We start from the raw sequence: 22,916 nt of genomic DNA, 5'->3' as shown, positions 1-22,916 counted from the left end.
AGAGATGAGCACCGCCACCCGTTCGCTGCCCCGCACCGTCGGCGCCCACGCGATCCTGTTGACCTACACGGCGATCGCGCTGTTTCCGGTGATCCTGGTGATCATGAATTCGTTCAAGTCGCGCGCGGGCATCTTCGGCGCGCCGCTGACGCCGCCGACGCCGAAGACCTTCGACCTGATCGGCTACACCACCGTGATCGGCCAGGGCGACTTCATCCACTATTTCCAGAACAGCCTCGTCGTCACCGTCGCCTCGCTGTTCTTCGTGCTTCTGTTCGGCGCCATGGCCGCTTTCGCGCTGTCGGAATATCGCTTTCGCGGCAATTCGCTGATGGGCCTCTACCTGGCGCTCGGCATCATGATCCCGATCCGGCTGGGCACTGTCGCCATCCTGCAACTGATGGTGGCAAGCGGGCTGGTCAACACGCTGACGGCGCTGATCCTGGTCTACACCGCGCAAGGGCTGCCGCTTGCCGTCTTCATCCTGTCGGAATTCATGAAGCAGGTGTCCGACGACCTGAAGAATGCCGGCCGCATCGACGGGCTGTCGGAATACACCATCTTCTTCCGCCTGGTGCTGCCGCTGGTGCGGCCATCGATGGCGACGGTCGCCGTCTTCACCATGATCCCGATCTGGAACGATCTGTGGTTCCCGCTGATCCTGGCACCGTCGGAAGAAACCAAGACGGTGACGCTCGGCGCACAGCTGTTCCTCGGCCAGTTCGTCACCAACTGGAACGCCATCCTGGCGGCACTGTCGCTGGCGATCATGCCAGTGCTGATCCTCTACGTCATCTTCTCGCGGCAGCTGATCCGCGGCATCACCTCCGGAGCCGTCAAGTGAGTTCGTCAAAACCCCTTCGCGTTGTCGTCGCCGGTCTCGGCAATATGGGCCGCAGCCATGCGCTGGCCTATCACACCAATCCGGGCTTCGAGATCGCGGCGCTGATCAACCGCTCCGACGTGCCGCTGCCTGAGGGGTTGTCGGGCTATGGCATCAGGCGCTCCTTCGACGAGGTGCTGCGCGACGAAAAGCCTGACGTCGCCTGCATCGCCACCTATTCCGACAGCCATGCCGACTATGCGGTGAAGGCGTTCGAGGCCGGCTGCCATGTCTTCGTCGAGAAGCCGCTGGCAACGACGGTGGCGGATGCAAAACGCGTCGTCGCGGCGGCCAAGGCCAATGGCAGGAAGCTGGTGATCGGCTACATCCTGCGCCATCATCCGTCGTGGATCAGGCTGATCGCCGAGGCGCGCAAGCTCGGCGGCCCTTACGTCTTCCGCATGAACCTCAACCAGCAATCCTCGGGCCATACCTGGGAGACGCACAAGCAGTTGATGCAGACGACCTCGCCGATCGTCGACTGCGGCGTGCACTATCTCGACGTGATGCTGCAGATCACCGACGCGAAACCGGTCGAGGTGCGCGGCATGGGCGTGCGGCTCACCGACGAAGTTGCGCCCACGATGTACAATTACGGCCATCTTCAGGTGCTGTTCGACGACGGTTCGGTCGGCTGGTATGAAGCCGGCTGGGGACCGATGATTTCGGAGACGGCTTTCTTCGTGAAGGACGTCATTTCGCCGAATGGCTGCGTCTCGATCGTCATGAAGGAAGGTGTGAAGTCCGACGACATCGACACCCACACCAAGACCTCGACCATCCGCCTGCACAGCGCTGCGACCGGCCCGGACGGCAAGTTCGCGAACCCGGACGAAATGCTGTCGATGCAGGGCGAGCCCGGGCACCAGGACCTTTGCGATCTCGAACAGGCCTTCGTGCTGAAGGCGATCCGCGAGGATCTCGATCTCACCAGACACATGGACGACGCGGTCAAATCGCTGGCCGTCTGCCTTGCCGCCGATGAGAGCGTGCGCAGCGGCGCCCCAGTCAAGCTCTAGGACGAGTCAAACTCTAACGACAGGAACGAAGCCGTGGGCTCGCTGAAAATCGAGAATGTGAAGAAGGCCTTCGGGCCGGTCGAGGTGCTGAAGGGCATCAACCTCGAAGTGACCGATGGCGAATTCGTCGTCTTCGTCGGTCCTTCTGGCTGCGGCAAGTCGACCCTGCTCAGGGTCATCGCCGGGCTGGAGGATTCGACCTCGGGCCGAGTGGTCATCGACGGCGAGGATGTCTCGGCGACGCCGCCGGCCAAGCGCGGTATCGCCATGGTGTTCCAGACCTATGCGCTCTATCCGCACCTGACGGTGAAGAACAATATGGGCCTTGGCCTCAAGCAGGCGGGCACGCCTACGGCCGAGATCGAGCGGCGCATCGGCATTGCCTCGTCGATGCTGTCGCTGGAACCTTATCTTGAACGGCGCCCGGCCGAACTGTCCGGCGGCCAGCGCCAGCGCGTCGCCATCGGCCGCGCCGTGGTGCGCGAGCCCAAGCTGTTCCTGTTCGACGAGCCATTGTCGAACCTCGACGCCGCGCTGCGCGTCAACACGCGGCTGGAGATCGCACAGCTGCACCGCCGGCTGAAGGCGACAATGATCTACGTCACCCACGACCAGGTCGAGGCGATGACGCTGGCCGACAAGATCGTCGTGCTCAATGCCGGTCGGATCGAGCAGATCGGCGGCCCGATGGAACTCTACAATTCGCCGGCGAACGAGTTCGTCGCCGGCTTCATCGGCTCACCAAAGATGAATTTCATCGATGGTGCCCGTCTCGGCGAGACGGCCAAGACCATCGGCGTGCGGCCGGAACATCTGACGGTTGATCCGAAGTCGGGCAGCTGGAAGGGAACGGTGGTGCATGCCGAGCATCTCGGCGCCGACACCAACCTCTATCTCGACTGCGAAAAGGCCGGGCTGATCACGGTGCGGATTTTCGGTGTCTATGATGCCGAACCGGGTGCGACGCTCTATGCGACGCCGGATCCGGCGAAGACCTATCGGTTTGGAGCGGATGGGAAGGTGCTGAAGTAGCGCCTATACCTTCTCCCCCTTGTGGGAGAAGGTGCCTGAACGAAGTGAAGGCGGATGAGGGGTGTTGGAAGGATCGCTACGCTGAGCGCCTCAAATCCTTTGATTTTTATACGCCGCGTTTCTTCCAGCACCCCTCATCCGTCTCGGCGCTACGCGCCGATCCACCTTCTCCCACAGGGGGGGAAGGGAAGGTTTCTACACGTCAGCCTTGAACGTCTGCTTCTGCTGGCCGAGCCCCTCAATGCCAAGCTCCACCACGTCGCCGGCCTTCAGGAAAACCGGCGGCTTCATGCCGAGACCGACGCCGGGCGGCGTGCCGGTCGAAATGATGTCGCCGGGGTGCAGCGACATGAACTGGCTGAGGTAGGAAACCAGGTAGGCCACGCCATAGACCATGGTCTTGGTCGAGCCGTTCTGCATCGTCTTGCCGTTGACAGTCAGCCACATCTTGATGTTCTGCGGATCGGCCACTTCGTCCTTGGTTACCAGCCACGGGCCGATCGGGCCGAACGTGTCGCAACTCTTGCCCTTGGTCCACTGGCCCTGCCGCTCGGCCTGGAAGGCGCGTTCCGAGACGTCATGCGAAACGCAGTAGCCGGCGACATAGTCGAGCGCGTCGGCCTCGCTGACATATTTGGCGGTCTTGCCGATGACCACGCCAAGCTCGACTTCCCAGTCGGTCTTGACCGAGCCGCGCGGAATGAGCACGTCGTCGTCCGGACCGACAATGGCCGAGCTTGCTTTCATGAAGATGATCGGCTCCGGCGGCACGGTGGCGCCGGTCTCGGCGGCATGGTCGGAATAGTTGAGGCCGATGCAGATGAACTTGCCGGTGCCGGCAACGCAGGCACCGATGCGGGGCTTGCCGGCAACCACCGGCAGCGACTTCGGATCGAGCCTGGCCAGCATGTCCAGCGAGGCCGGATGAAGAGTTGTGCCGGCAATGTCGGCGACATGGGCGGAGAGATCGCGGATCGTTCCATCCGCATCGAGCAGGCCGGGACGTTCGCTCCCCACCTCGCCATAGCGCAGCAGCTTCATGTAATGGTCTCCTCAGTCAGATTGGTTCAGATCGACCAGCCGCCGTCGATATTATAGGCCTGTCCGGACGTATAGGTGGCACCGGCCAGATAGACGGCCAGATCGGCGATTTCCTCCGGCGTGCCGAGCCGGCCCATCGGCTGGCGGGCGATGAAGGCGGCGCGGGCGGCTTCGTAATCCCCCTGCGCATGCATGCGGTCCTGCAGCGACGGGCTCTCGACCGTGCCGGGGCAGATGGCGTTGCAGCGTATGCCCTTGCCGACATAGTCGGCGGCGATCGCCTTGGTCAGGCCGATGACGGCGGCCTTGGTGACGCCATAGGCGAACCGGTTGGGCACGCCCTTGCCGGCGCCGGCAACCGACGACATGTTGATGATCGAGCCGTCACCGCGGTCCAGCATGCCGGGCAGCACGGCCCTTATAGTGCGGATCATGGCGCGGACGTTGAGGTTGAAGGCAAAATCGAGATCGGCGTCCTTCATTTCGAGGATCGAGCCCGAATGGACGAAGCCGGCGCAGTTGAACAGCACATCGACCTTGCCGATCTCGGCAAAGGCAGCGTTGACCGCCTCGTCGTTGAGCACATCGAGCTTGCGGGTCTTGATGCCCGACGTCTTGGCGAGCTCCGCCAGCAGCGCTTCGTTGATGTCGGTGGCGTAGACGACAGCACCTGCCTTGGCGAAGGCCAGCGCGCTCGCCTTGCCGATGCCTTGCGCCGCTGCCGTGACGACAACGATCTTGCCTGCCAGATCCGCCATGCTGTTCTCCTCGCCCGCTTTGGATCGTTCGGGTTTATCGGCAGTTGGCCAAGGCGTCATGTGCCAGTCGGACGCCATTGTGCGGCCTGTGCCACTGCCATCCCACAGATAAAGATGTTTTTTCTCGTTAAAGAACACGCATCCGGGCGTCAAGCCCGAACACGATCACCATGTCGACAGCTGCGTACAAACGCTCAAAGGGCTCGACCCGCTTTCGCTGTTTGTTTCCATGCATGTCGGTGCCCCCAAAACCGCTACGCACCCTCGGGTCAAGCCCGGGGGGCACGCTTTTGGGCGGCATGCATCAGTCTCCGTAAGGCACCCAGACATTCTTCACTTCGACGGCGCGGCGCAGGAAGGCGTCGCCGGCTGCCTCGTCGGACGCCCAGTCGAGGCCGCGGCCATTGCCGCTCCAGACGCGCTTGAGGTTGCCGATGGACTCGGCTTCCGCCTTGGCGCAGGTGTCGGCATCGGCGAACACCCATAGCCCGTCGACATCGTCATGCTTGGCCAGCACGCTGGCAAGCTCGGCGCTGCGGCCGGTGACGATGTTGATGGCGCCGGCCGGGACGTCGGAATATTCGATGACCTGGTAGAGGTCGGTGGCCAGCAGCGGGTGGCGCTCCGAAGGCACGGCGACCACGGTATTGCCCATGGCCAGCGCCGGTGCGACCAGTGAGATCAGGCCGAGCAGGGGCGAGGTGTCGGGCGCGACGATGCCGACGACGCCGACAGGCTCGTGCAGCGCCAGCGTCACGGTGCGAGCCGGCGGCTGGTGCACGCGTCCCTCGAACTTGTCGGCAAGACCGGCATAGAGGAACAGCCGTTCGATCGACTGGTCGACCTCGTCGCGCGCTGCCTTGGCGCTGGCGCCGGTCAGCTCGGTGAGGCGGGCGGCAAACTCGCCCGCGCGGCCGGAAAGATTTTCGGCCAGGTAGTAGAGCACCTGGGAACGGTTGTAGGCGGTCGCTTCCGGCCAGCCCTTGCAGGCGCGGGCGGCGGACACGGCGTCGCGGATATCCTTGCGGCTGCCGAGGCCCACTTCGCCGGCCAGCTTGCCCTTGGCGGTGGCAATCGCCAGCGAATAATTGCCATCCGGCCGCACCTGCTTGCCGCCGATGAACAGCTTGGCTGTGCGGTCGATAGCGTCGCCGTCCGACTGCTCGGCAGGTTGCGCCGAGAGCGTCGCCGGTTTGATCACCGGGCCGAGCGGCAGCTTTGCCGAGAGATATTCGAACATGCCTTCGCGCCCGCCCTCACGGCCGAAGCCGCTCTCGCGATAACCGCCGAAGCCGCAGGCGGCGTCGAACATGTTGGTGCCGTTGACCCAGACGACGCCGGCCTTCAATTGCGGCGCGACGTGCAGGGCAAGATTGACGTTCTCACTCCACACCGAGGCGGCGAGCCCATAGCGCGTGTTGTTGGCGAGTTCGATCGCTTCCTCGGTGTTGCGGAAGGTCATGGTGGCCAGAACCGGGCCGAAAACTTCCTCCTGTGCAAGGATATTAGCCGGCGAAACACCGGTGGCGAGAGTCGGCAGGTGGTAGTAGCCGGAAGATGGCAGCGCGGCATCCGGTTGCCAGCAGATGGCGCCCTGTCTGGCGCCTTCGGCGACCAGGCCCTTGACCCGGTCGAGCTGTGTCAAGTCGACCAGCGGGCCGATATCGGTGTTCTTGTCGAGCGGGCTGCCGACGCGCAGCCGGCTCATCCGCGTCTTGACCTTGGCGATCAAGGCCTCGGCAATGCCTTCCTGCACCAGCAGCCGCGAGCCGGCGCAGCAAACCTGGCCCTGGTTGAACCAGATGCCATCGACCAGGCCCTCGACGGCGCTGTCGAGATCGGCGTCCTCGAAGACGATGAAGGCCGACTTGCCGCCGAGCTCGAGCGACAGCTTCTTGCCCGACCCGGCGGTCGCCTTGCGGATGATCTTGCCGACCTCGGACGAACCGGTGAAGGCGATCTTCTGGATGCCGGGATGGTTGACGATTGCCGCGCCCGCTTCCGGGCCGCCCTGGACGATGTTGACGACGCCTTTCGGCACGCCGGCGCGCTCGCAGATCTCGGCAAACAGGATGGCGGTGAGCGGCGTGAACTCGGCCGGCTTCAGCACCACGGTGCAGCCGGCGGCGAGCGCCGGCGCGATCTTCCAGGCCAACATCAACAGCGGAAAATTCCACGGGATGATCTGGCCGACGACGCCGACGCCCTTTTGGCCGGGGAAATCCCTGTCCAGTGCCTGCGCCCAGCCGGCATGGTGGATGAAATGGCGGATGGCCAGCGGCACGTCGATGTCGCGGCTTTCGCGGATCGGCTTGCCGTTGTCGATTGTCTCAAGCACCGCGAACAGGCGCTGATGACGCTGCATGGCGCGGCCGATGGCGTAGAGAACTTTGGCGCGTTGATAGCAGGAGGAGGCCGACCATTTCGGCAGCGCCTTGGTGGCGGCCGCAACCGCCGCGTCGATATCGGCGGCATTGGCGTCGGACACCTTGGCCAGCAGTTTGCCGGAAGAGGGCTCGCTGGTCTCGAAGGTCTTGCCGCCGGAAGCGGCCTTCCAGTCGCCGCCGATGAACAGCGCCTTGCCGAAATCGCGCGCGGCAAGCCACGCATCGGCCTCATTGCGAGCCTCCGGCGCCGGGCCGTAGTCCATGGCGTGATAGCGGTCGAGAATGTTCATCAGGTGCCTCCTTCACCCTCCCCCTCGTGGGGTGGGTCGATCGGCAAAGCCGATCGGGGTGGGTTGCTCAAGCCATCGCGTGGCGATGATTGGCCGAATAGTGGCCGGTCAGATGATGCTCGAGCTGGCGCTCGATGTCGGTCAAAAGGCTCGAGGCGCCGAAGCGGAACAGCTCCGGCTCCAGCCACGGCCGGCCGAGTTCTTCCTTCATCAGCACCAGCCAGTCGAGCGAGGCCTTCGCCGTGGAAATGCCGCCCGCCGGCTTGAAGCCGATGAGATGGCCGGTCTCCTCGAAATAGGCGCGGATGGCGCGCACCATGGCCAGCCCAACGGGCAGCGTCGCATTGACGCTTTCCTTGCCGGTCGAGGTCTTGATGAAGTCAGCGCCGGCCATCATCGCCACCATCGAGGCCAGCATGACATTGCGCAGCGTGGCGAGGTCGCCGGTGCCGAGAATGACCTTCAGATGCGCGTCGCCGCAGGCGGCGCGCATCGAGACAATCTCATTGTAGAGCTCCCGCCACTTGGCCCCGAACACCAGACCGCGCGGAATGACGACGTCGATCTCGTCGGCGCCGTCCTTCACCGAAGCCTCGATTTCCTGCAGGCGGGTGGACAGCGGCGCAAGGCCGTGCGGAAAGGCGGTGGAAACCGCGGCGACATGAATGCCGGTGCCGCGCACGGCCTCGACGGCGGCGGCGACGAAGGGATGATAGACACAGACCGCGGCCGGCCGGATGATTTCACCTGCAATGCCGAGCTCCTCGACGATGTCGCGACGGAACGGGTTGATCGCCTTGGCGCAAAGCCGGCGTACGCGCTCTTCGGTGTCGTTGGAATTCAGCGTCGTCAAATCCATGCAGGCGACGGCGCGCAACAGCCATGCCGCCTGGTTGTCGGCCTTGATCGAGCGCCGCTTGGTCAGGCTCGCGACTCGGCGTTCGAGCGCCGAGCGGTTGACGTTGCGCATCGATTCCATGAAGCCGAGGTCGAGCTTCATGCCGGGATTGCGCGCGATGCGATGGTCCTGCGGCACGGGAGTATTGGCGGCGGCACGCGCCGGCAGCGGCGTCACCTTGGATGCGCTGGCACCGAGCTCGGCTTCGCGGATTGTGCTGCTCATCTCCTGCCCCTTTGTTCAGCGGTCATGCCGAGGATAGCCCGCGAAGTCGTACTTCACGAGTCCTTCGGGCACCAATAGCGGAAAAAGGTCGCCAAGGCAGCTGGTTTTTGACCGTATGGTCAAAAACCGTTCCTGGAACGATGCGACCGGGTCTCAGCCGACGAAGGCACGCTCCACTACGAAGCTCGCCGGGTGGCTGAGCGAGCCCTCCTCGAAACCAAGGCTCTCGGCCAGTTCCTTGACGTCCTTGAGCATGTGCATCGAGCCGCAGATCATGATGCGGTCGGTTTCCGGATTGAGCTTGTCGATGCCGAGATCACTGTAGAACTTGCCGGAGCCGATCAGCGCGGTGATGCGGCCCATGCATGCCGACTCTTCGCGGGTCGTCGAATTGTAGAGGGTGACGCGACCGCCGGTCAGTTCGCCGATCAGCGGGTCGCTTTCGAGCGCCGCGACCAGCTCCTGGCCGTAGGTGAGTTCGGCAACGTCGCGGCAGGTGTGGGTCAGGATGACCTGCTCGAACTTCTCATAGGTGTCGGGGTCGCGCAGCAGGCTGGCGAAAGGCGCGATGCCGGTGCCGGTCGAGATCATGAACAGGCGCTTTGCGGGCGTCAGTGCGTCCAGCACCAGCGTGCCGGTCGACTTCTGGCGCATGATGACGGTATCGCCAACCTGGATCTTCTGCAGTTCCGAGGTCAGCGGGCCGTCCGGCACCTTGATCGAGAAGAATTCCAGCTCGTCGTCCCAGGCCGGGCTCGCCACCGAATAGGCGCGGTACACCGGCTTCTCGGCATTGGGCAGGCCGATCATGACGAATTCGCCGGACCGGAAGCGCAGCGATTGCGGACGGGTGATGCGGAACGAGAACAGCCGGTCGGTATAGTGCTTCACCGAGACGACGGTTTCGGCATAGACATTGGCGGGGATCGGGAATTGCAATGGACGGGCGCCGGCGATGTTGAGCGCGGATGTGGTGTTCATCAAATCCAACCTTCTGGCCCAACCCGCGGGCGCGGGCACCAAACCTTTTCCTGCGCGCCCGAACCATTCAGGTTCCAGCGTGCCGCTCGCACACTCCGAAGCGTAAGCTCTTGTGTCCGGAATTTATTAGTATACAAACGATATTTGCGTCAAGATACCGCCGCGAAACACCTTTCCAAACTGTGCCATATCCGTAGTCCGGGCATTTCGGGTTTCGACAATGAAAGAGAATTTTTCGGTGCAGCCGCCGGATTCCCTGGGCAGCGTCGTCGCCGGCATCGATGTCGGCGGAACCTTCACCGACCTGCTCCTGATCGATGGCCGCGACGGTGGCCGGGTGCATATCGCCAAGACCCCGACCACGGTCGACAACCAGGCGTTCGGCGTCGTTTCGGCGCTCGGCGCCACCGGATTTCCGATCGATGGCATCGACCTCATCGTGCACGGCACAACCACCACCACCAATGCGGTGCTGGAACGCCGGCTGGCGAAAACCGGCATGATCACCACGCGCGGTTTTCGCGACGTGATCGAGCTTGGCCGGCGCACACGGCCGCAGGCCTATGGCATGACCGGCAGCTTCCTGCCGATCATTCCGCGCAATCTCAGGCTCGAAGCGTCGGAGCGCGTCGAGGCCTCCGGGACCGTACGCACACCGCTCGATGAGGCCGAGATGCGCGAGGCGGTGAAGATGCTGATCGCGGCCGGCTGCGAATCCCTCGTCATCCATTTCCTGCATTCCTACGCCAACCCGGCGCATGAGCGGCGCGCCGCCGAGATCGCCGCCGAACTCTGGCCGAACGGTTACATCACGGCGGGCCATGCGCTGCTGTCGGAAGCGCGCGAATTCGAGCGCGGCGTCACCGCCTCGGTCAACGCCTCCGTGCAGCCGATCCTCGAGCGCTATGTCGAGCGGCTGCGCAAGGAGCTGGGGGCAAAAGGCTATGCCCGCGACTTCCTGATCATGAACGGCAATGGCGGCATGATCTCGGCCCGCTTCGTCACACGTGAGTCGGCCAAGACGGTCATGTCGGGCCCGGCCTCCGGCGTTATCGCCGCCGCCTACACCGGAAAGCGCGCCGGCTTCGAAAACCTCGTCACCTACGACATGGGCGGCACCTCGACCGACGTGGCGCTGATCCGCAACGCCGAGCCGGCGGTGTCGAACGAGATCGAGATCGAATATGCGATGCCGATCCATGTGCCGATGGTGGCGGTGCACACTGTGGGCGCCGGCGGCGGCTCGATCGCCCGCGTCGACGCGGCGGGTCTGATCCAGATCGGCCCGGAAAGTGCCGGCGCCAATCCCGGCCCGATCTGCTACGGGCGCGGCGGCCTCGAGCCGACCATCACCGACGCCAACCTTGTGCTCGGCCGGCTGGCGCCGAAGAAGCTGCTGGCGGTCGAAAATCCGGTCACTGTCGAGCGTGTCACCGGCATCTTCGAGGACAAAATTGGCAAGGCGACCGGCCTGTCCGGCGTCGAGGCGGCGGGCGCGGTGCTGCGGCTCGGCAACATGAAGATGGCCGGTGCCATCCGCATGGTCTCGGTGTCGCGCGGCCATGACCCGCGCGATTTCGCGCTGTTTGCCTTCGGCGGCGCCGGGCCGCTGCATGCCACCGCCCTGGCGCGCGAACTCGGCCTGCCGAAGGTGTTGGTGCCGGCGCGGCCCGGCATCACCAACGCGCTCGGCTGCGTCGTCGCCGACTTGCGCCATGACTTCGTCAACACGGTCAACCAGCCCGTGGCTGTGCTCGACGAAGCCCAGCTTCACGCCGTATTGGAACGGCACCGAAACGAAGGTGAAGAGCTGATCGGCAAGGAAGCGGTGAAGCCGGAGACGATCCGCGTCACCCACTCCGCCGACATGCAGTTCGTCGGCCAGACGCACATCATCAACGTGCCGCTGCCGTCCTCGTCGATGACCCGAAACGAACTGCAGCTTCTGTTCGAGAAAGCCTACTTCGCCCGCTTCAAGGTCGAGCTACCGGAAATCCGCGCCAACCTGGTCAACCTCAACACCTCGGTCACCGGTGTCAGGCCGGCGATCGACCTGTCGCGGCTGATAGACCCGGCGGGGCGCGCAAAGACGCTCGACGAGGCACGGCGCGAGATCCGGCCGGTCTGGTATGGCGGTCGCTGGCACGAGACGCCGGTCTACGCACGCGAAAAGCTGCCGCTCGACGCCGTCATCGAAGGCCCGGCGATCCTCGAACAGATGGACGCCACAACCGTGCTCGAACCCGGTGACCGCGCAAGATCGGACGCCGACGGCAACATCATCATCGACATTGGCGAGGCCTGAGATGAAGCTCGACGCCATCACCCTGTCGGTCCTCCAGGCGGCCCTGCAACAGGTCTGCGACGAGATGGATCTGACCTTTTCGCGTGCCGCCTTTTCACCGGTCATCGCCGAAGCCAATGACCGTTCCGACGGCATATATTCGGCCGTCGATGGCTCGCTGATCGCACAAGGCAGCCAGGGCCTGCCGGTGTTTGTCGGCGTCATGCAGTATTCGACCAGGACGGTGATCGAGATGATCGCCGATGGTCGCTGCCTGCCGCCGGACCCAGGCGACATCTACATCGTCAACGACCCCTATCTCGGCGGCACCCATCTGATGGATGTGCGCTTCGCCATGCCGGTCTACAGAGACGGAAAGATCTTCTGCTGGCTGTCCAACACCGGCCATTGGCCCGACATTGGCGGCTCGGTGCCAGGCGGGTTTTCCGCTTCGGCGACGGCGGTCGAGCAGGAAGGCCTGCGGCTGCCACCGGTGAAACTGTTCAAGAAAGGCGTGCTCGATCCCGAAATCTACGCCATCATCTGTTCCAACATCCGCGTCGCCGACCAGCGCATCGGCGACATCCGCGCCCAGGCCGCGGCGCTGCTCATCGGCCAGGACCGGCTCAATGGAATCCTTGATCGTTACGGTGACGAAACTGTTGTCGAGGCGATCGCCGAATTGCGCCGGCGTGCAGCCGAACAGATGCGCGCCAACATATCGGCCATCCCCGACGGCACCTACCATTCCAAGGCGTTTGTCGATTCCGACGGGGTGGTCAACGAGCCGCTGACCATCGCGCTCGCTGTCGAGAAACAGGGCGACACGCTGACCTTCGACTTCGCCGGCTCGTCAAAGCCGTGCGCCGGACCGATGAACAGCGTGCTGGCGACGACCTTGTCCTCGGTCTATCTCGCCATGCGTCATATTTTCCCGGATGTGCCGATCAGCGCCGGCGCCTTCGAGCCGCTTGATGTCAAGCGGCCGGAAGGCACGTTCCTCGACGCCAAGTATCCGCGTCCGGTTTCAGGCTGCGCCGCCGAAGTGTCGCAGCGCATCGCCGAGGCGGTGTTCGCGGCCATGGTACAGGCGCTGCCGGACAAGGTGACGGCGGCTCCCGCCGGCTCCAGCGGCAATTTTGCGCTCGGCGGCAACGACCCGGCACGCGGCCGCGACTACGTCATGTACCAGATCTCCGGCGGCGGCTACGGCGGCAATGCCGACCATGACGGCCTGACCAATGGCTGCTCGACCATCGGCATCTCCAAGTCGCCGCCGGTCGAGATCATGGAACAGGCCTTTCCCGTGCTCTACCGTCACTATGCCTTGCGCGAGGGCTCGGGCGGTGCCGGCAAGCATCGCGGCGGTTTTGGCCTCGCCTACGAGGTCGAAATCCTGCGTGGCGACGCCCGCGCCTCCTTCGTCATGGATCACGGCCGTTTCGGTCCGCAAGGCGCGCTCGGCGGCAAGGACGGCGCGGTCAACACTGTGACAGTCTTCCGCGACGGCCAGGCACATGTGCCGCCGCATCTCTCCAAGGAGCAAGACATCGCCTTGAAGGCCGGCGACCGCGTGCGCGTCGGCACCCCGGGCGGTGGCGGCTATGGCGATCCACTACAGCGTGACCGTGAACTGGTCGCTCGGGATGTCAGACTTGGCTACTACACGGCCGAGGAAGCCAAGGACCTGTTTGGGGTCGCACCGGCGGGCCCGGCGTCCTGATCTCCCGCATCGGACCGGACTTTTTCGGCGCATGACATCGACACGGCTCTTCGATCCTGAAGGTGTCAGGCCGAGAGCATAGTTAGCCGGCTTCAGTCTCACGCTCTCCGGTCCAGCCTCGCCACCAACCGGTCACCGGCCCACTGGATGCCGCAGACCAGGATGATCAGCACGATGACCACGGCGATCATGACGCTGGTTTCGAAGCGCTGGTAGCCGTAGCGGATGGCGAGGTCGCCGAGCCCGCCGGCGCCGATCGCGCCGGCCATGGCTGAAGCGCCGATCAGCGTCACCAGCGTCACCGTGAAGCCGGCGACGATGCCGGGCAGCGCTTCCGGCACCAGAACCTCGCGGATGATCGTCCAGCGGTTGCCGCCCATGGCGCGCGCCGCCTCGACCAGCCCGTGGTCGACCTCGCGCAGCGACACTTCGGCGATGCGCGCATAGTAGGGCGTGGCGGCAATCGACAGCGGCACGATGGCCGCCCATGTGCCGATCGAGGTGCCGACGATAAGCCGCGTCACCGGGATCAGCGCCACAAGAAGGATGATGAAGGGCACGGAGCGGAAGCCGTTGATGACGGCGCCAAGCGCGCGGTTGACCCACAGGCTTTCGGCGATGCCGCCGCGATCGGTGGCGACCAGCGCCAGCCCGAGCGGCAGGCCGAAAACCAGCGAGATGAGGCCGGACGCGGCCGTCATCAGCACCGTTTCCCAGATCGAACGCAGCAGAAGCTCAAACAGGATGGGCGACATGGCCAAGCACCTCCACCCGCGCCTGGCGGGACTTCAGGAATGTGATCACTTCGGCGAGATGCCTTGCATCGCTGCCAGGGACAGAAAGGAACAGCGTGCCGACGGGCTGCTCCTGGATGTGGTCGATGCCGCCATGGACGAGGCGGAACGGACCGGGGACGATTGCCGCGAGATCCGAGAGCAGTGGGCCGCGCGCGGCCTCGCCGGCCACGTCGACGCGCAGGATCGTTTCCGCGCCGGCCCCCGGCACCAGCCGGGCCGCCAGTTCGGCCGGCAACTGCGGCCGGATGGCGCCGAGGAGGCTGCGGGTGATGTCCGAGCGCGGGTCGGCGAACACCGACCAGACCGGCCCTTCCTCGACGATGCGCCCGGCGTCGATCACCGCCACCCGGTCGGCGATGGAGCGGATCACCTCCATCTCATGGGTGATCAGCAGGATGGTCAGGCCAAGCTGCCGGTTGATGTCCTTCAGCAGGGCAAGGATGGAACGCGTCGTCTCCGGATCGAGCGCCGAGGTGGCTTCGTCCGACAACAGCAGCGCCGGCCGGGCCGCCAACGCCCTGGCGATGCCGACGCGCTGCTTCTGGCCGCCGGACAGCGACGCCGGATAGGCTTTTGCCTTCTCCGACAGGCCGACGAGATCGAGCAGTTCGGCCGCACGTGCCAGCCGCTCGGCCTTCGGCCGGCCCTCGATCTTTAGCGGCAGCGCCACATTGTCCTCGACGGTCTTGGCCGACAGCAGGTTGAAATGCTGGAAGATCATGCCGATGCGCCGCCGCAGCGGCTGCAGGTCGCGCTCTCCGAGCCGGCTGATCTCGCGGCCTTCGATGAACACCTCACCGGAATCGGGCCGTTCCAGACCGTTCAGGCAGCGGATCAGCGTCGATTTGCCGGCGCCGCTGCGACCGATGATGCCGAGGATCTCGCCCTTGCGCACCGTCAGCGAGACACCGTCGAGCGCCGCCGTCACGCCGAAACGGCGCTTCAGTTCGACAAGGCGCACGACGTCCTGAGACGCGTCAGGCCGGCCATGGGTCGGATCGGTGGTGTCCACGGATGCCGTGAAATGCTGGTTCATGCGTGTTCCTGTTCTCGCCATCCGAAACGCGATTGCGGCCCGCGCTCAAGCACGGACCGCTAGTGCTCTCGAACCGGTCGCCCGGTCGCGGATGCTCTCAATAGGCGCTGAGGCCGGTGCCCTTGTAGACCTTGTCGAACTCGGCCTTCACGGCCTCGTTCTGATAAGAAGCCACCAGCGTCTTCACCCAGGCCTCGTTCTCATTGCCGACCTTCACCGCGATGAAGTTGCGGTACGGATTGTCGGCGATGGGCTCCTGCGCGATGCGGTTTTCCGGCGTCAGGCCGCTTTTCAGCGCCCAGTCGGTGTTGACCACGGCGGCGTCGAGATCCTCGACCGAGCGGCCGACGATGCCAGCGTCGAGCTCCTTGATCACCACCTTCTTGGCATTCTCGGCGATGTCGGCGGTGGTGGCGAGAATGCCGGTGCCGTCCTTCAGCTTGATCACGCCCTCGTTCTGGAGGACGCGCAGCGCCCGGCCCTCGTTGGAAGGATCGTTCGGCACGCCGATGACCGCGCCCTCGGGCAGGTCGGCGACCTTGCTGCACTTCTTCGAGTAGAGGCCGATCGGCCAGACGCCGGTATAGCCGACGCGGACGATGTGGTAGCCTTGAGTCTTGATCTGGTTGTCGAGATAGGGCTGGTGCTGGAAGGCGTTGGCGTCGATTTCGCCACGCTCCAGTGCCTCGTTGGGCTGGGTGTAGTCGTTGAACACCACGGTCTCGACGGCGAGGCCCTTTTCGGCCGCCTGCGCGACGACGACCCGCCACACATCCTCGTCCTCGCCACTGATGATGCCGACCTTGATCGACTTCTTGTCCTCGGCGAACGACGCGTGGGGTGCCATCAGACTGCCAATTGCGACAGCCGATGCGAACAGCAGAGCAAGACCGCCGCGCCGGTTGAGGGTTGACCAAAGGGAAGATGGCAAAGTGTTTTTGAAGTCGGACATGATTGATCTCTGCGGTTGTGAAGTCATGGCAGCCAAACGGATTGCTCAGCCTTGGTCACATCGTCAGAAATTCTATCGAATTTATCAAAGAATCGCGTTTCGCGGTTGCCCTCAATACCGGGAATATTCTCTCAAAAATTTCAAGGCAGCGAGCACAAGACACCGCCGGGGTCGACGATGCGCACCGTCGGGGGTATTGCCTTATGAGATCGGCTTCGACAATCCAGCCCATTTCCAAAGGGTCTTCCGCGCGCGGGTTGGCGAGGCTCCGGCCGCGTGGCGCCGGAAGCAATTGGAGCAGGGTTGAGTTGAGCGTAGCACTTTTCCCGCTTGACTGACCCGCCGTACCGAATACGCTAGGGCAAAATACCGGCTCTGATCGCCGGGCGGCAAGAATGCCTCGTATGCCTCGCCTCGCCGGCGGTGGCTGCGGGGCATTGTTATTTTTGGGGATCTGTTTGAAACGGCGTATCGAGATCGGCATCCTCTATTCCCGCTCGGGGAGCTATCAGCTCGTGTCCGATGCGTGCCGGATGGGCGCGATGCGCGCGATCGCCGATATCAACGCCGATCGGAGCTCAGGCATCGAGCTGGTGCCGGTCGAGCGCGACCCGCAAAGCAATGCCGATCGCTACGCGACCTTGTGCGAGGACATCTTCAAGACCAGCAGCGCCCGCCATGTCGTCGGCTGCGTCACCTCCTGGAGCCGCAAGGAGACCATTCCCGTGCTGGAGAAGGCGGGCGGGATGCTCTGGTACGCCTGCCCCTATGAGGGGTTCGAGGCCAACGAGCATGTCGTCTACATGCACGCTTGCCCCAACCAGCACCTGGTGCCGCTGCTGGCTTATGTCGTGCCGCGCTTCGGCGCCAACGGCTTCCTGCTCGGCTCGAACTACATCTGGGGCTGGGAGATGAACCGCGTGGCACGCGACCTGATCGCGGATGCCGGCGGCAAGGTCCTGGGCGAGCGCTATCTGCGCATCGGCGAGACCGACGTGTCGCGTCTGATCGGGGAAATCCGGGCCACGCGGCCGAACTTCATCCTCAACAATCTGATCGGCACCTCGTCCTACGCCTTCCTGGCGGCCTATCGCGACCTGGGCGACGAGGATCCCGCCTTCCGTCCGGAAAACTGCCCCGTCATTTCCTGCAACCTCACCGAGGGCGAGCTGCCGGCGATCGGCGAGACAGGGAGAGGGCATCTGTCTGTCGGGCCCTATTTCGCGCCGCGGCCGGCCGCTTTCGGCTCGTCCTTCGAGGCCTCCGCCTATGCGTCGGTGCAGGTGATGGCCGACGTGCTCTCCCGCGATCCCGACGCTGGTCCGGCGGAATTTTCCAGGGCGTTCGCCGAGCAGCGCTTCTCGACCCGCCTCGGGCCCATTGCCATCGACGCCCACACCCAGCACGCGACGCTGCCGGTGATCATCGGGCGGATCGCGGACGGCTTCTTCGAAGTCGTCAGCCGGCAGCACGAGGTCGCGCCGGACCCCTATCTGTCGCGTTACGACCCGGCCAGGACATTCGGCCGTCCCCGCCTGAGGGTCGTGTCGTGACCAGGACGCCGCGCATCCCCAATCTCGGTGGGGCCAGGGCCTTCATCCTGCATCGCCCGCATCCGACGGTGCAGGCGATCACCAGGCAATTGTCGGCCATCGGCCTGACCACGCTGGACTGCTGGCCGGAACTGCCGCCTGAGGCGCTGGCCGCCGACTTCGTCTTCTTCGACGCCGATCTCGGCTTCGACGAGCAGTTTCCCTGGAAGCCGGGCGAGGCGCCGATGCCGCTGGTGGCGCTGATCGGCTCGGAGGCACCCGGCCGCATCGAGTGGGCGCTGTCGCATAAGGCCGATGCGCAACTCTTGAAGCCGGTCGGCACTGCCGGCGTCTACAGCGCGCTGCTGATCGCGCGGCAGAGTTTCGAGGCGCGCAAGCATCTGGCCAGCGAAATTGCGTCGCTTCGCCAGCGCGTCGCCGAGCGCCAGACCATCGTGCGCGCCGTGACGGCGCTGTCGAAAGGCACCGACGACGATCGCGCCTATGCGCAGCTGCGCTCGCTGGCGATGAGCTGGCAGATCAGCGTCGAGGATGCCGCGCGCCGGATCGTGGCGATGACAAGCGAAGAAGCAACGGGGGAAGAAGGCGGCGATGACCAGTCCCATCGCGCCTGATCTCCCGGCCGCCGGGCGCATGCCGGTCAAGCCGCGTGCCGGCGTCTGGCGCCGGCTGGTCAAACGCCGCCTGGCAATGCTCGGCCTGGGGATCGTCGCCATCGTCGTTGCCGGCGCCGTGCTGGCGCCATGGCTGACCGGCTATGATCCCAACGAGCAGATGTTCGACGGCCTGACACTAGAAGGCTCGCCCTTGCCGCCCAATGCTCAATTCTGGCTGGGCACCGACCTGCTCGGCCGCGACCTCTTGACCCGCATCCTCTATGGCGCGCGCACCTCGCTGATCATCGGCATCGTCGCCAATGGCGTGGCACTGTTCATCGGCACGCTGGTCGGCGTCACCGCAGGCTATTTCCGCGGCTGGATCGGTAGCGCGCTGATGCGTTTCACCGACCTGATGATGGCGTTTCCGGCGCTGCTGCTCGCCATCTGCCTGGCGGCGGTGTTCGAGCCCAGCCTGTGGATCGTCGCCATGGTCATCGCGTTGGTCAACTGGGTGCAGACCGCGCGCGTCATCTACACCGAGACCAGCTCGCTCGCCGAGCGCGAGTTCATCGACGCCGAGCGCACCATCGGCGCCAGCGCGCCCCGCATCCTGTTTCGCCACATCCTGCCGCATCTGCTGCCGACCATTATCGTCTGGGGCACGCTCGGCATTTCGACCACGGTGCTGCTCGAAGCGACGCTCTCCTTCCTCGGTATCGGCGTGCAGCCGCCGACGGCTTCGTGGGGCAACATCATCTTCGAGAACCAGACCTACTTCCAGGCCGCCCCCTGGCTTGTGTTTTTCCCCGGTGCGGCGATCCTGGCGCTGGCGCTGGCCTTCAACCTGATCGGCGATGCGCTGCGCGACATTCTCGATCCGACGCAAAGGGGCCGGGCATGATCGCCTATCTCGGCCGCCGCCTCATCCAATCGCTGCTCATCCTGCTCGGCGTCTCGCTGATCACCTTCGCGCTGCTCTATCTGTTGCCGGCCGATCCGGTGCGCCAGATCGCCGGCCGGAGCGCCACGCCGCAGACGGTCGAGAACATCCGCCAGCAGCTCGGCCTCGACCAGCCCTTCGTCATCCAGTACTGGCGCTATCTGGTGAAGCTCGCCAGCGGCGATCTCGGCCGCTCCTACATCCAGCGTTCCGAGGTCACCGAGTTGATTGTCTCGCGACTGCCGGCCAGCCTGTTGCTGATGGTCGGCGCCATCCTGTGCGAACTGCTGATCGGCCTGAGCATGGGGCTGATCGCCGCCGTCAAGCGCGGCACCGCCACCGACCAGACGCTGATGGTCGCTTCCTTCGTCGGCGTCTCGGCGCCGCAATTCGTCGTCGGCCTTTTGCTGCTCTACGTCTTTGCCGTGCGGCTGAGCTGGTTTCCGATCGGCGGCTACGGCACCTGGCGCCATCTCGTGCTGCCATCGCTGACCATGGGCATCCTCGGCGCCGGCTGGTACGCGCGCATGATGCGCTCGTCGATGATCGACGTGCTGCGCCAGGATTATGTGCGCACCGCCCGCGCCAAGGGCCTGGCGCGGAGCGCGATCATCTTCCGCCACGCGCTGCCCAACGCCATCCTGCCGGTCATCGCCATGATCGGCATCGACATCGGCATCTTCATGGGCGGCATCGTTGTCGTCGAAAGCGTGTTCGGCTGGCCCGGCATCGGCCAGCTGGCCTGGCAGGCCATCCAGCGCGTCGACATCCCGATCATCATGGGCGTCACGCTGGTGTCGGCCTTCGCCATCGTGCTCGGCAATCTCCTGGCCGACGTCATCGCGCCCTTCATCGACCCGCGCATCAAGCTCAGATGAAACCAAGAAAACAACCAGAGAAAGGGAACACGAAATGAAAAAATTTCTGGCCTCCACTGTAGCGGCATCGGCGCTGGCGCTAATGCTCGGCATGACGAGCGTACGCGCCGAGGACACAGTCGATCCGAACGCCAAGCAGGGCGGCGCCATCACCATCACCTACAAGGACGACGTCGCCACGCTCGATCCGGCGATCGGCTATGACTGGCAGAACTGGTCGATGATCAAGAGTCTGTTCGACGGGCTGATGGACTACGAGCCGGGCACCACCAATCTGAAGCCCGACCTTGCCGAAAGCTACGAGATTTCGCCCGACGGCAAGACCTTCACCTTCAAGCTGCGCCACGGCGTAAAATTCCACAATGGCCGCGAGATGACGGCCGACGACGTGAAATATTCGCTCGACCGCGTCACCAACCCGAAGACGCAGAGCCCCGGCGCCGGCTTCTTCGGCTCGATCAAGGGCTATGACGATGTCGCCGCCGGCAAGGCCGAAAGCCTGGCCGGCGTCACCGTCGTCGACCCTTACACCGTCAAGTTCGAGCTGACCCGTCCCGACGCCACCTTCCTGCATGTCATGGCCATCAACTTCTCGCATGTCGTGCCGAAGGAAGAGGTCGAGAAATACGGCGCCGATTTCGGCAAGCATCCGGTCGGCACCGGCGCCTTCAAGCTGGCCGAATGGACGCTTGGCCAGCGCATCGTCTTCGAGCGCAATCCGGACTACTGGCACAAGGGCCTGCCGCACCTGGACAAGATCACCTTCGAGATCGGCCAAGAGCCGATCGTGGCGCTGCTGCGCCTGCAGAAGGGCGAAATCGACGTGCCCGGCGACGGCATTCCGCCGGCCAAGTTCCAGGAGGTGATGGCCGATCCCGAGCAGAAGGCGCGCGTCGTCGAAGGCGGTCAGCTGCACACCGGCTACGTCACCATGAACACCACCATGGCGCCTTTCGACAATGTGAAGGTGCGCCAGGCCGTCAACATGGCGATCAACAAGGCCCGCATCATCCAGATCATCAACGGCCGCGCCGTGCCGGCCAACCAGCCGCTGCCGCCGTCGATGCCGGGCTACGACAAGGAGTTCAAGGGCTATCCCTATGACGTCGCCAAGGCCAAGGCGCTGCTCGCCGAGGCCGGTCATCCCGATGGTTTCGACACCCAGCTGTTCGCCATGAACACCGATCCCAACCCGCGCATCGCCCAGGCGATCCAGCAGGACCTGGCCGCGATCGGCATCAAGGCCAGCATCCAGTCGCTGGCGCAGGCCAACGTCATCGCCGCCGGCGGCGACAAGGCCGGCGCACCGATGATCTGGTCCGGCGGCATGGCCTGGATCGCCGATTTCCCGGATCCGTCGAACTTCTATGGCCCGATCCTCGGCTGTGCCGGCGCTGTACCGGGCGGCTGGAACTGGTCGTGGTATTGCAACAAGGATCTCGACGCCAAGGCGGCCGAGGCCGACTCCGTGGTCGACCCGGCCAAGGCGGGCGAGCGCGACAAGATGTGGAGCGCCATCTACGACAAGGTGATGGAGGACGCGCCGTGGGCGCCGGTCTTCAACGAGCAGCGCTTCACCATGAAATCGGCCCGCATGGGCGGCGCCGACAACCTCTATGTCGACCCGGTCCATATCCCGATCAACTACGACAATGTGTACGTAAAAGATGTGCAATAACTGCGACTACACCATCCACGGACGCCATCACCATTTCGGCTGGGACAATTCGTTTGTCCCTGCCGAGCGGGTGGCGCCCGGCTCGACCATCGAGTTCCAGTGCCTTGATGCGGGTGGCGGCCAGCTTCAGGCCGACAGCACGGTTGCGGATGTCGCCAGGCTCGACTTCGCCAAGGTCAACCCGGTGACCGGGCCGATCTTCGTCGAGGGCGCCGAGCCGGGTGACGCGCTGAAGGTGACGATCGAGATGTTCAAGCCGTCCGGCTTCGGCTGGACGGCGAACATTCCAGGTTTTGGCCTGCTCGCCGACGACTTCAAGGAGCCGGCGTTGAACATCTGGAAATACGACGCCGCCTCGCTCGAGCCGGCGCTGTTCGGCAAGAATGCGCGTGTGCCGCTGAAACCCTTCGCCGGCACCATCGGCAACGCGCTGGCGGAAAAGGGCCACCACTCGGTGGTGCCGCCGAGGCGCGTCGGCGGCAATCTCGACATCCGCGATCTCGCCGCCGGCACCACGCTGTACCTGCCGGTGGAGGTGGCGGGCGCGCTGTTTTCGGTCGGCGATACGCACGCCGCGCAAGGCGACGGCGAGGTCTGCGGCACGGCGATCGAAAGCCCGATGGATGTCGTGCTCAAGCTCGACCTGGTCAAGGACGCCAGGCTGAAGACGCCGCGCTTCACCACCCCAGGCCCGGTGACCCGCCACCTCGATGCCAAGGGCTATGAGGTGACGACCGGCATCGGCCCGGACCTGATGGCCGGCGCCAGGGAGGCGGTCGCGCAGATGGTCGACCTGCTCTCTGGCCGCTACAAGATAGACCCGGTCGAGGCCTATATGCTGGCCTCGGTGTGCGGTGATCTCAGGATCAGCGAGATCGTCGACATGCCGAACTGGGTGGTGTCGTTCTACTTCCCACGCTGCGTGTTCGAATGACGTCAGGTCGGCGCCGCACCCCCACCCC

At 64.7% G+C, this 22,916-nt stretch carries 19 protein-coding genes and 1 pseudogene; 12 read left to right on the top strand and 8 right to left on the bottom strand.

The features are described 5' to 3' along the window. Window positions 1–4: 4 nt before the first annotated feature. From BLS48_RS04210 to BLS48_RS04200, 3 genes are read left to right on the top strand one after another with little or no spacing between them, the layout of a single operon-like run. Window positions 5–844, top strand: a complete 840-nt coding sequence (locus BLS48_RS04210; protein ID WP_091575767.1) for a carbohydrate ABC transporter permease — start codon at window positions 5–7, stop codon at window positions 842–844. Then, window positions 841–1,902, top strand: coding sequence for a Gfo/Idh/MocA family protein (locus BLS48_RS04205; RefSeq protein ID WP_091575766.1), 1,062 nt, complete (start codon window positions 841–843; stop codon window positions 1,900–1,902). Before BLS48_RS04210 ends, BLS48_RS04205 begins: the two co-directional genes overlap by 4 nt. 33 nt (window positions 1,903–1,935) lie before the next feature. Further along, a complete protein-coding gene (locus BLS48_RS04200) occupies window positions 1,936–2,934 on the top strand; it encodes an ABC transporter ATP-binding protein (protein WP_091575765.1) in 999 nt (332 codons plus the stop codon). Between the two features lie 195 nt (window positions 2,935–3,129). Here BLS48_RS04200 and BLS48_RS04195 read toward each other — a convergent pair whose 3' ends face one another. The 5 genes from BLS48_RS04195 to BLS48_RS04175 all read right to left on the bottom strand — a co-directional run bounded on the left by BLS48_RS04195 (window position 3,130) and on the right by BLS48_RS04175 (window position 9,514). Further along, window positions 3,130–3,975, bottom strand: coding sequence for a fumarylacetoacetate hydrolase family protein (locus BLS48_RS04195; RefSeq protein ID WP_091575764.1), 846 nt, complete (start codon window positions 3,973–3,975; stop codon window positions 3,130–3,132). 26 nt (window positions 3,976–4,001) lie between these two features. Next, entirely contained in the window at window positions 4,002–4,733 is a 732-nt protein-coding gene (locus tag BLS48_RS04190; protein WP_091576195.1) for an SDR family oxidoreductase, read from the bottom strand. A 304-nt stretch (window positions 4,734–5,037) separates the two neighbouring features. Further along, window positions 5,038–7,410 carry an aldehyde dehydrogenase family protein gene (locus tag BLS48_RS04185; protein WP_091575763.1) on the bottom strand — a complete coding sequence of 791 codons (2,373 nt, stop codon included), beginning with the start codon at window positions 7,408–7,410 and terminating at the stop codon, window positions 5,038–5,040. Window positions 7,411–7,477: 67 nt separating this feature from the next. Continuing rightward, window positions 7,478–8,533: a deoxyribose-phosphate aldolase gene (deoC, locus tag BLS48_RS04180; protein ID WP_091575762.1), complete on the bottom strand. Its 1,056-nt coding sequence runs from the start codon at window positions 8,531–8,533 to the stop codon at window positions 7,478–7,480. Window positions 8,534–8,686: 153 nt separating this feature from the next. Next, window positions 8,687–9,514, bottom strand: a complete 828-nt coding sequence (locus tag BLS48_RS04175; protein ID WP_091575761.1) for a ferredoxin--NADP reductase — start codon at window positions 9,512–9,514, stop codon at window positions 8,687–8,689. 220 nt (window positions 9,515–9,734) lie between these two features. Between BLS48_RS04175 and BLS48_RS04170 the strand changes: the two genes are divergently transcribed. Both BLS48_RS04170 and BLS48_RS04165 read left to right on the top strand, forming a co-directional pair. Then, window positions 9,735–11,819, top strand: a complete 2,085-nt coding sequence (locus BLS48_RS04170) for a hydantoinase/oxoprolinase family protein (protein ID WP_091575760.1) — start codon at window positions 9,735–9,737, stop codon at window positions 11,817–11,819. A 1-nt stretch (window position 11,820) separates the two neighbouring features. Continuing rightward, a complete protein-coding gene (locus tag BLS48_RS04165; RefSeq protein ID WP_091575759.1) occupies window positions 11,821–13,521 on the top strand; it encodes a hydantoinase B/oxoprolinase family protein in 1,701 nt (566 codons plus the stop codon). Window positions 13,522–13,619: 98 nt separating this feature from the next. Here the strand turns inward: BLS48_RS04165 and BLS48_RS04160 are convergent, their stop codons facing one another. From BLS48_RS04160 to BLS48_RS04150, 3 genes are all read right to left on the bottom strand, one after another. Further along, a complete protein-coding gene (locus tag BLS48_RS04160) occupies window positions 13,620–14,276 on the bottom strand; it encodes a methionine ABC transporter permease (RefSeq protein ID WP_091576194.1) in 657 nt (218 codons plus the stop codon). After that, entirely contained in the window at window positions 14,257–15,354 is a 1,098-nt protein-coding gene (locus BLS48_RS04155; protein WP_091575758.1) for a methionine ABC transporter ATP-binding protein, read from the bottom strand. The genes BLS48_RS04160 and BLS48_RS04155 overlap by 20 nt, the downstream gene beginning before the upstream one ends. 97 nt (window positions 15,355–15,451) lie before the next feature. Next, a complete protein-coding gene (locus BLS48_RS04150; protein ID WP_091575757.1) occupies window positions 15,452–16,306 on the bottom strand; it encodes a MetQ/NlpA family lipoprotein in 855 nt (284 codons plus the stop codon). A 205-nt stretch (window positions 16,307–16,511) separates the two neighbouring features. Between BLS48_RS04150 and BLS48_RS36110 the strand changes: the two are divergent. From BLS48_RS36110 to BLS48_RS04120, 7 genes and pseudogenes are all read left to right on the top strand, one after another. After that, window positions 16,512–16,613: pseudogene (locus tag BLS48_RS36110) on the top strand (helix-turn-helix domain-containing protein); the annotation flags it as partial. A gap of 151 nt (window positions 16,614–16,764) precedes the next feature. After that, complete coding sequence (locus tag BLS48_RS04145) at window positions 16,765–17,859, top strand: transporter substrate-binding protein (protein ID WP_091575756.1); 1,095 nt, start codon at window positions 16,765–16,767, stop codon at window positions 17,857–17,859. After that, window positions 17,856–18,473, top strand: coding sequence for an ANTAR domain-containing response regulator (locus BLS48_RS04140; RefSeq protein WP_091575755.1), 618 nt, complete (start codon window positions 17,856–17,858; stop codon window positions 18,471–18,473). Before BLS48_RS04145 ends, BLS48_RS04140 begins: the two co-directional genes overlap by 4 nt. Window positions 18,474–18,492: 19 nt before the next feature. Then, on the top strand, window positions 18,493–19,359 hold the full coding sequence (locus tag BLS48_RS04135; protein ID WP_208604589.1) for an ABC transporter permease: 867 nt from the start codon (window positions 18,493–18,495) through the stop codon (window positions 19,357–19,359). Further along, the gene (locus tag BLS48_RS04130; RefSeq protein ID WP_091575753.1) at window positions 19,356–20,276 is read left to right on the top strand and encodes an ABC transporter permease; all 921 of its coding nucleotides are present in this window, start codon (window positions 19,356–19,358) and stop codon (window positions 20,274–20,276) included. The genes BLS48_RS04135 and BLS48_RS04130 overlap by 4 nt, the downstream gene beginning before the upstream one ends. A gap of 82 nt (window positions 20,277–20,358) precedes the next feature. Next, complete coding sequence (locus BLS48_RS04125; RefSeq protein ID WP_425284656.1) at window positions 20,359–21,954, top strand: ABC transporter substrate-binding protein; 1,596 nt, start codon at window positions 20,359–20,361, stop codon at window positions 21,952–21,954. Beyond that, a complete protein-coding gene (locus tag BLS48_RS04120; protein ID WP_091575751.1) occupies window positions 21,944–22,888 on the top strand; it encodes an acetamidase/formamidase family protein in 945 nt (314 codons plus the stop codon). The genes BLS48_RS04125 and BLS48_RS04120 overlap by 11 nt, the downstream gene beginning before the upstream one ends. Window positions 22,889–22,916: the final 28 nt, after the last annotated feature.

The organism is Mesorhizobium qingshengii (genome assembly GCF_900103325.1).
GTDB classification, from domain to species: Bacteria; Pseudomonadota; Alphaproteobacteria; order Rhizobiales; family Rhizobiaceae; genus Mesorhizobium; species Mesorhizobium qingshengii.
Note: the sequence above shows the minus strand (reverse complement) of the source record. Positions and strands in the feature narration are given on the sequence as shown.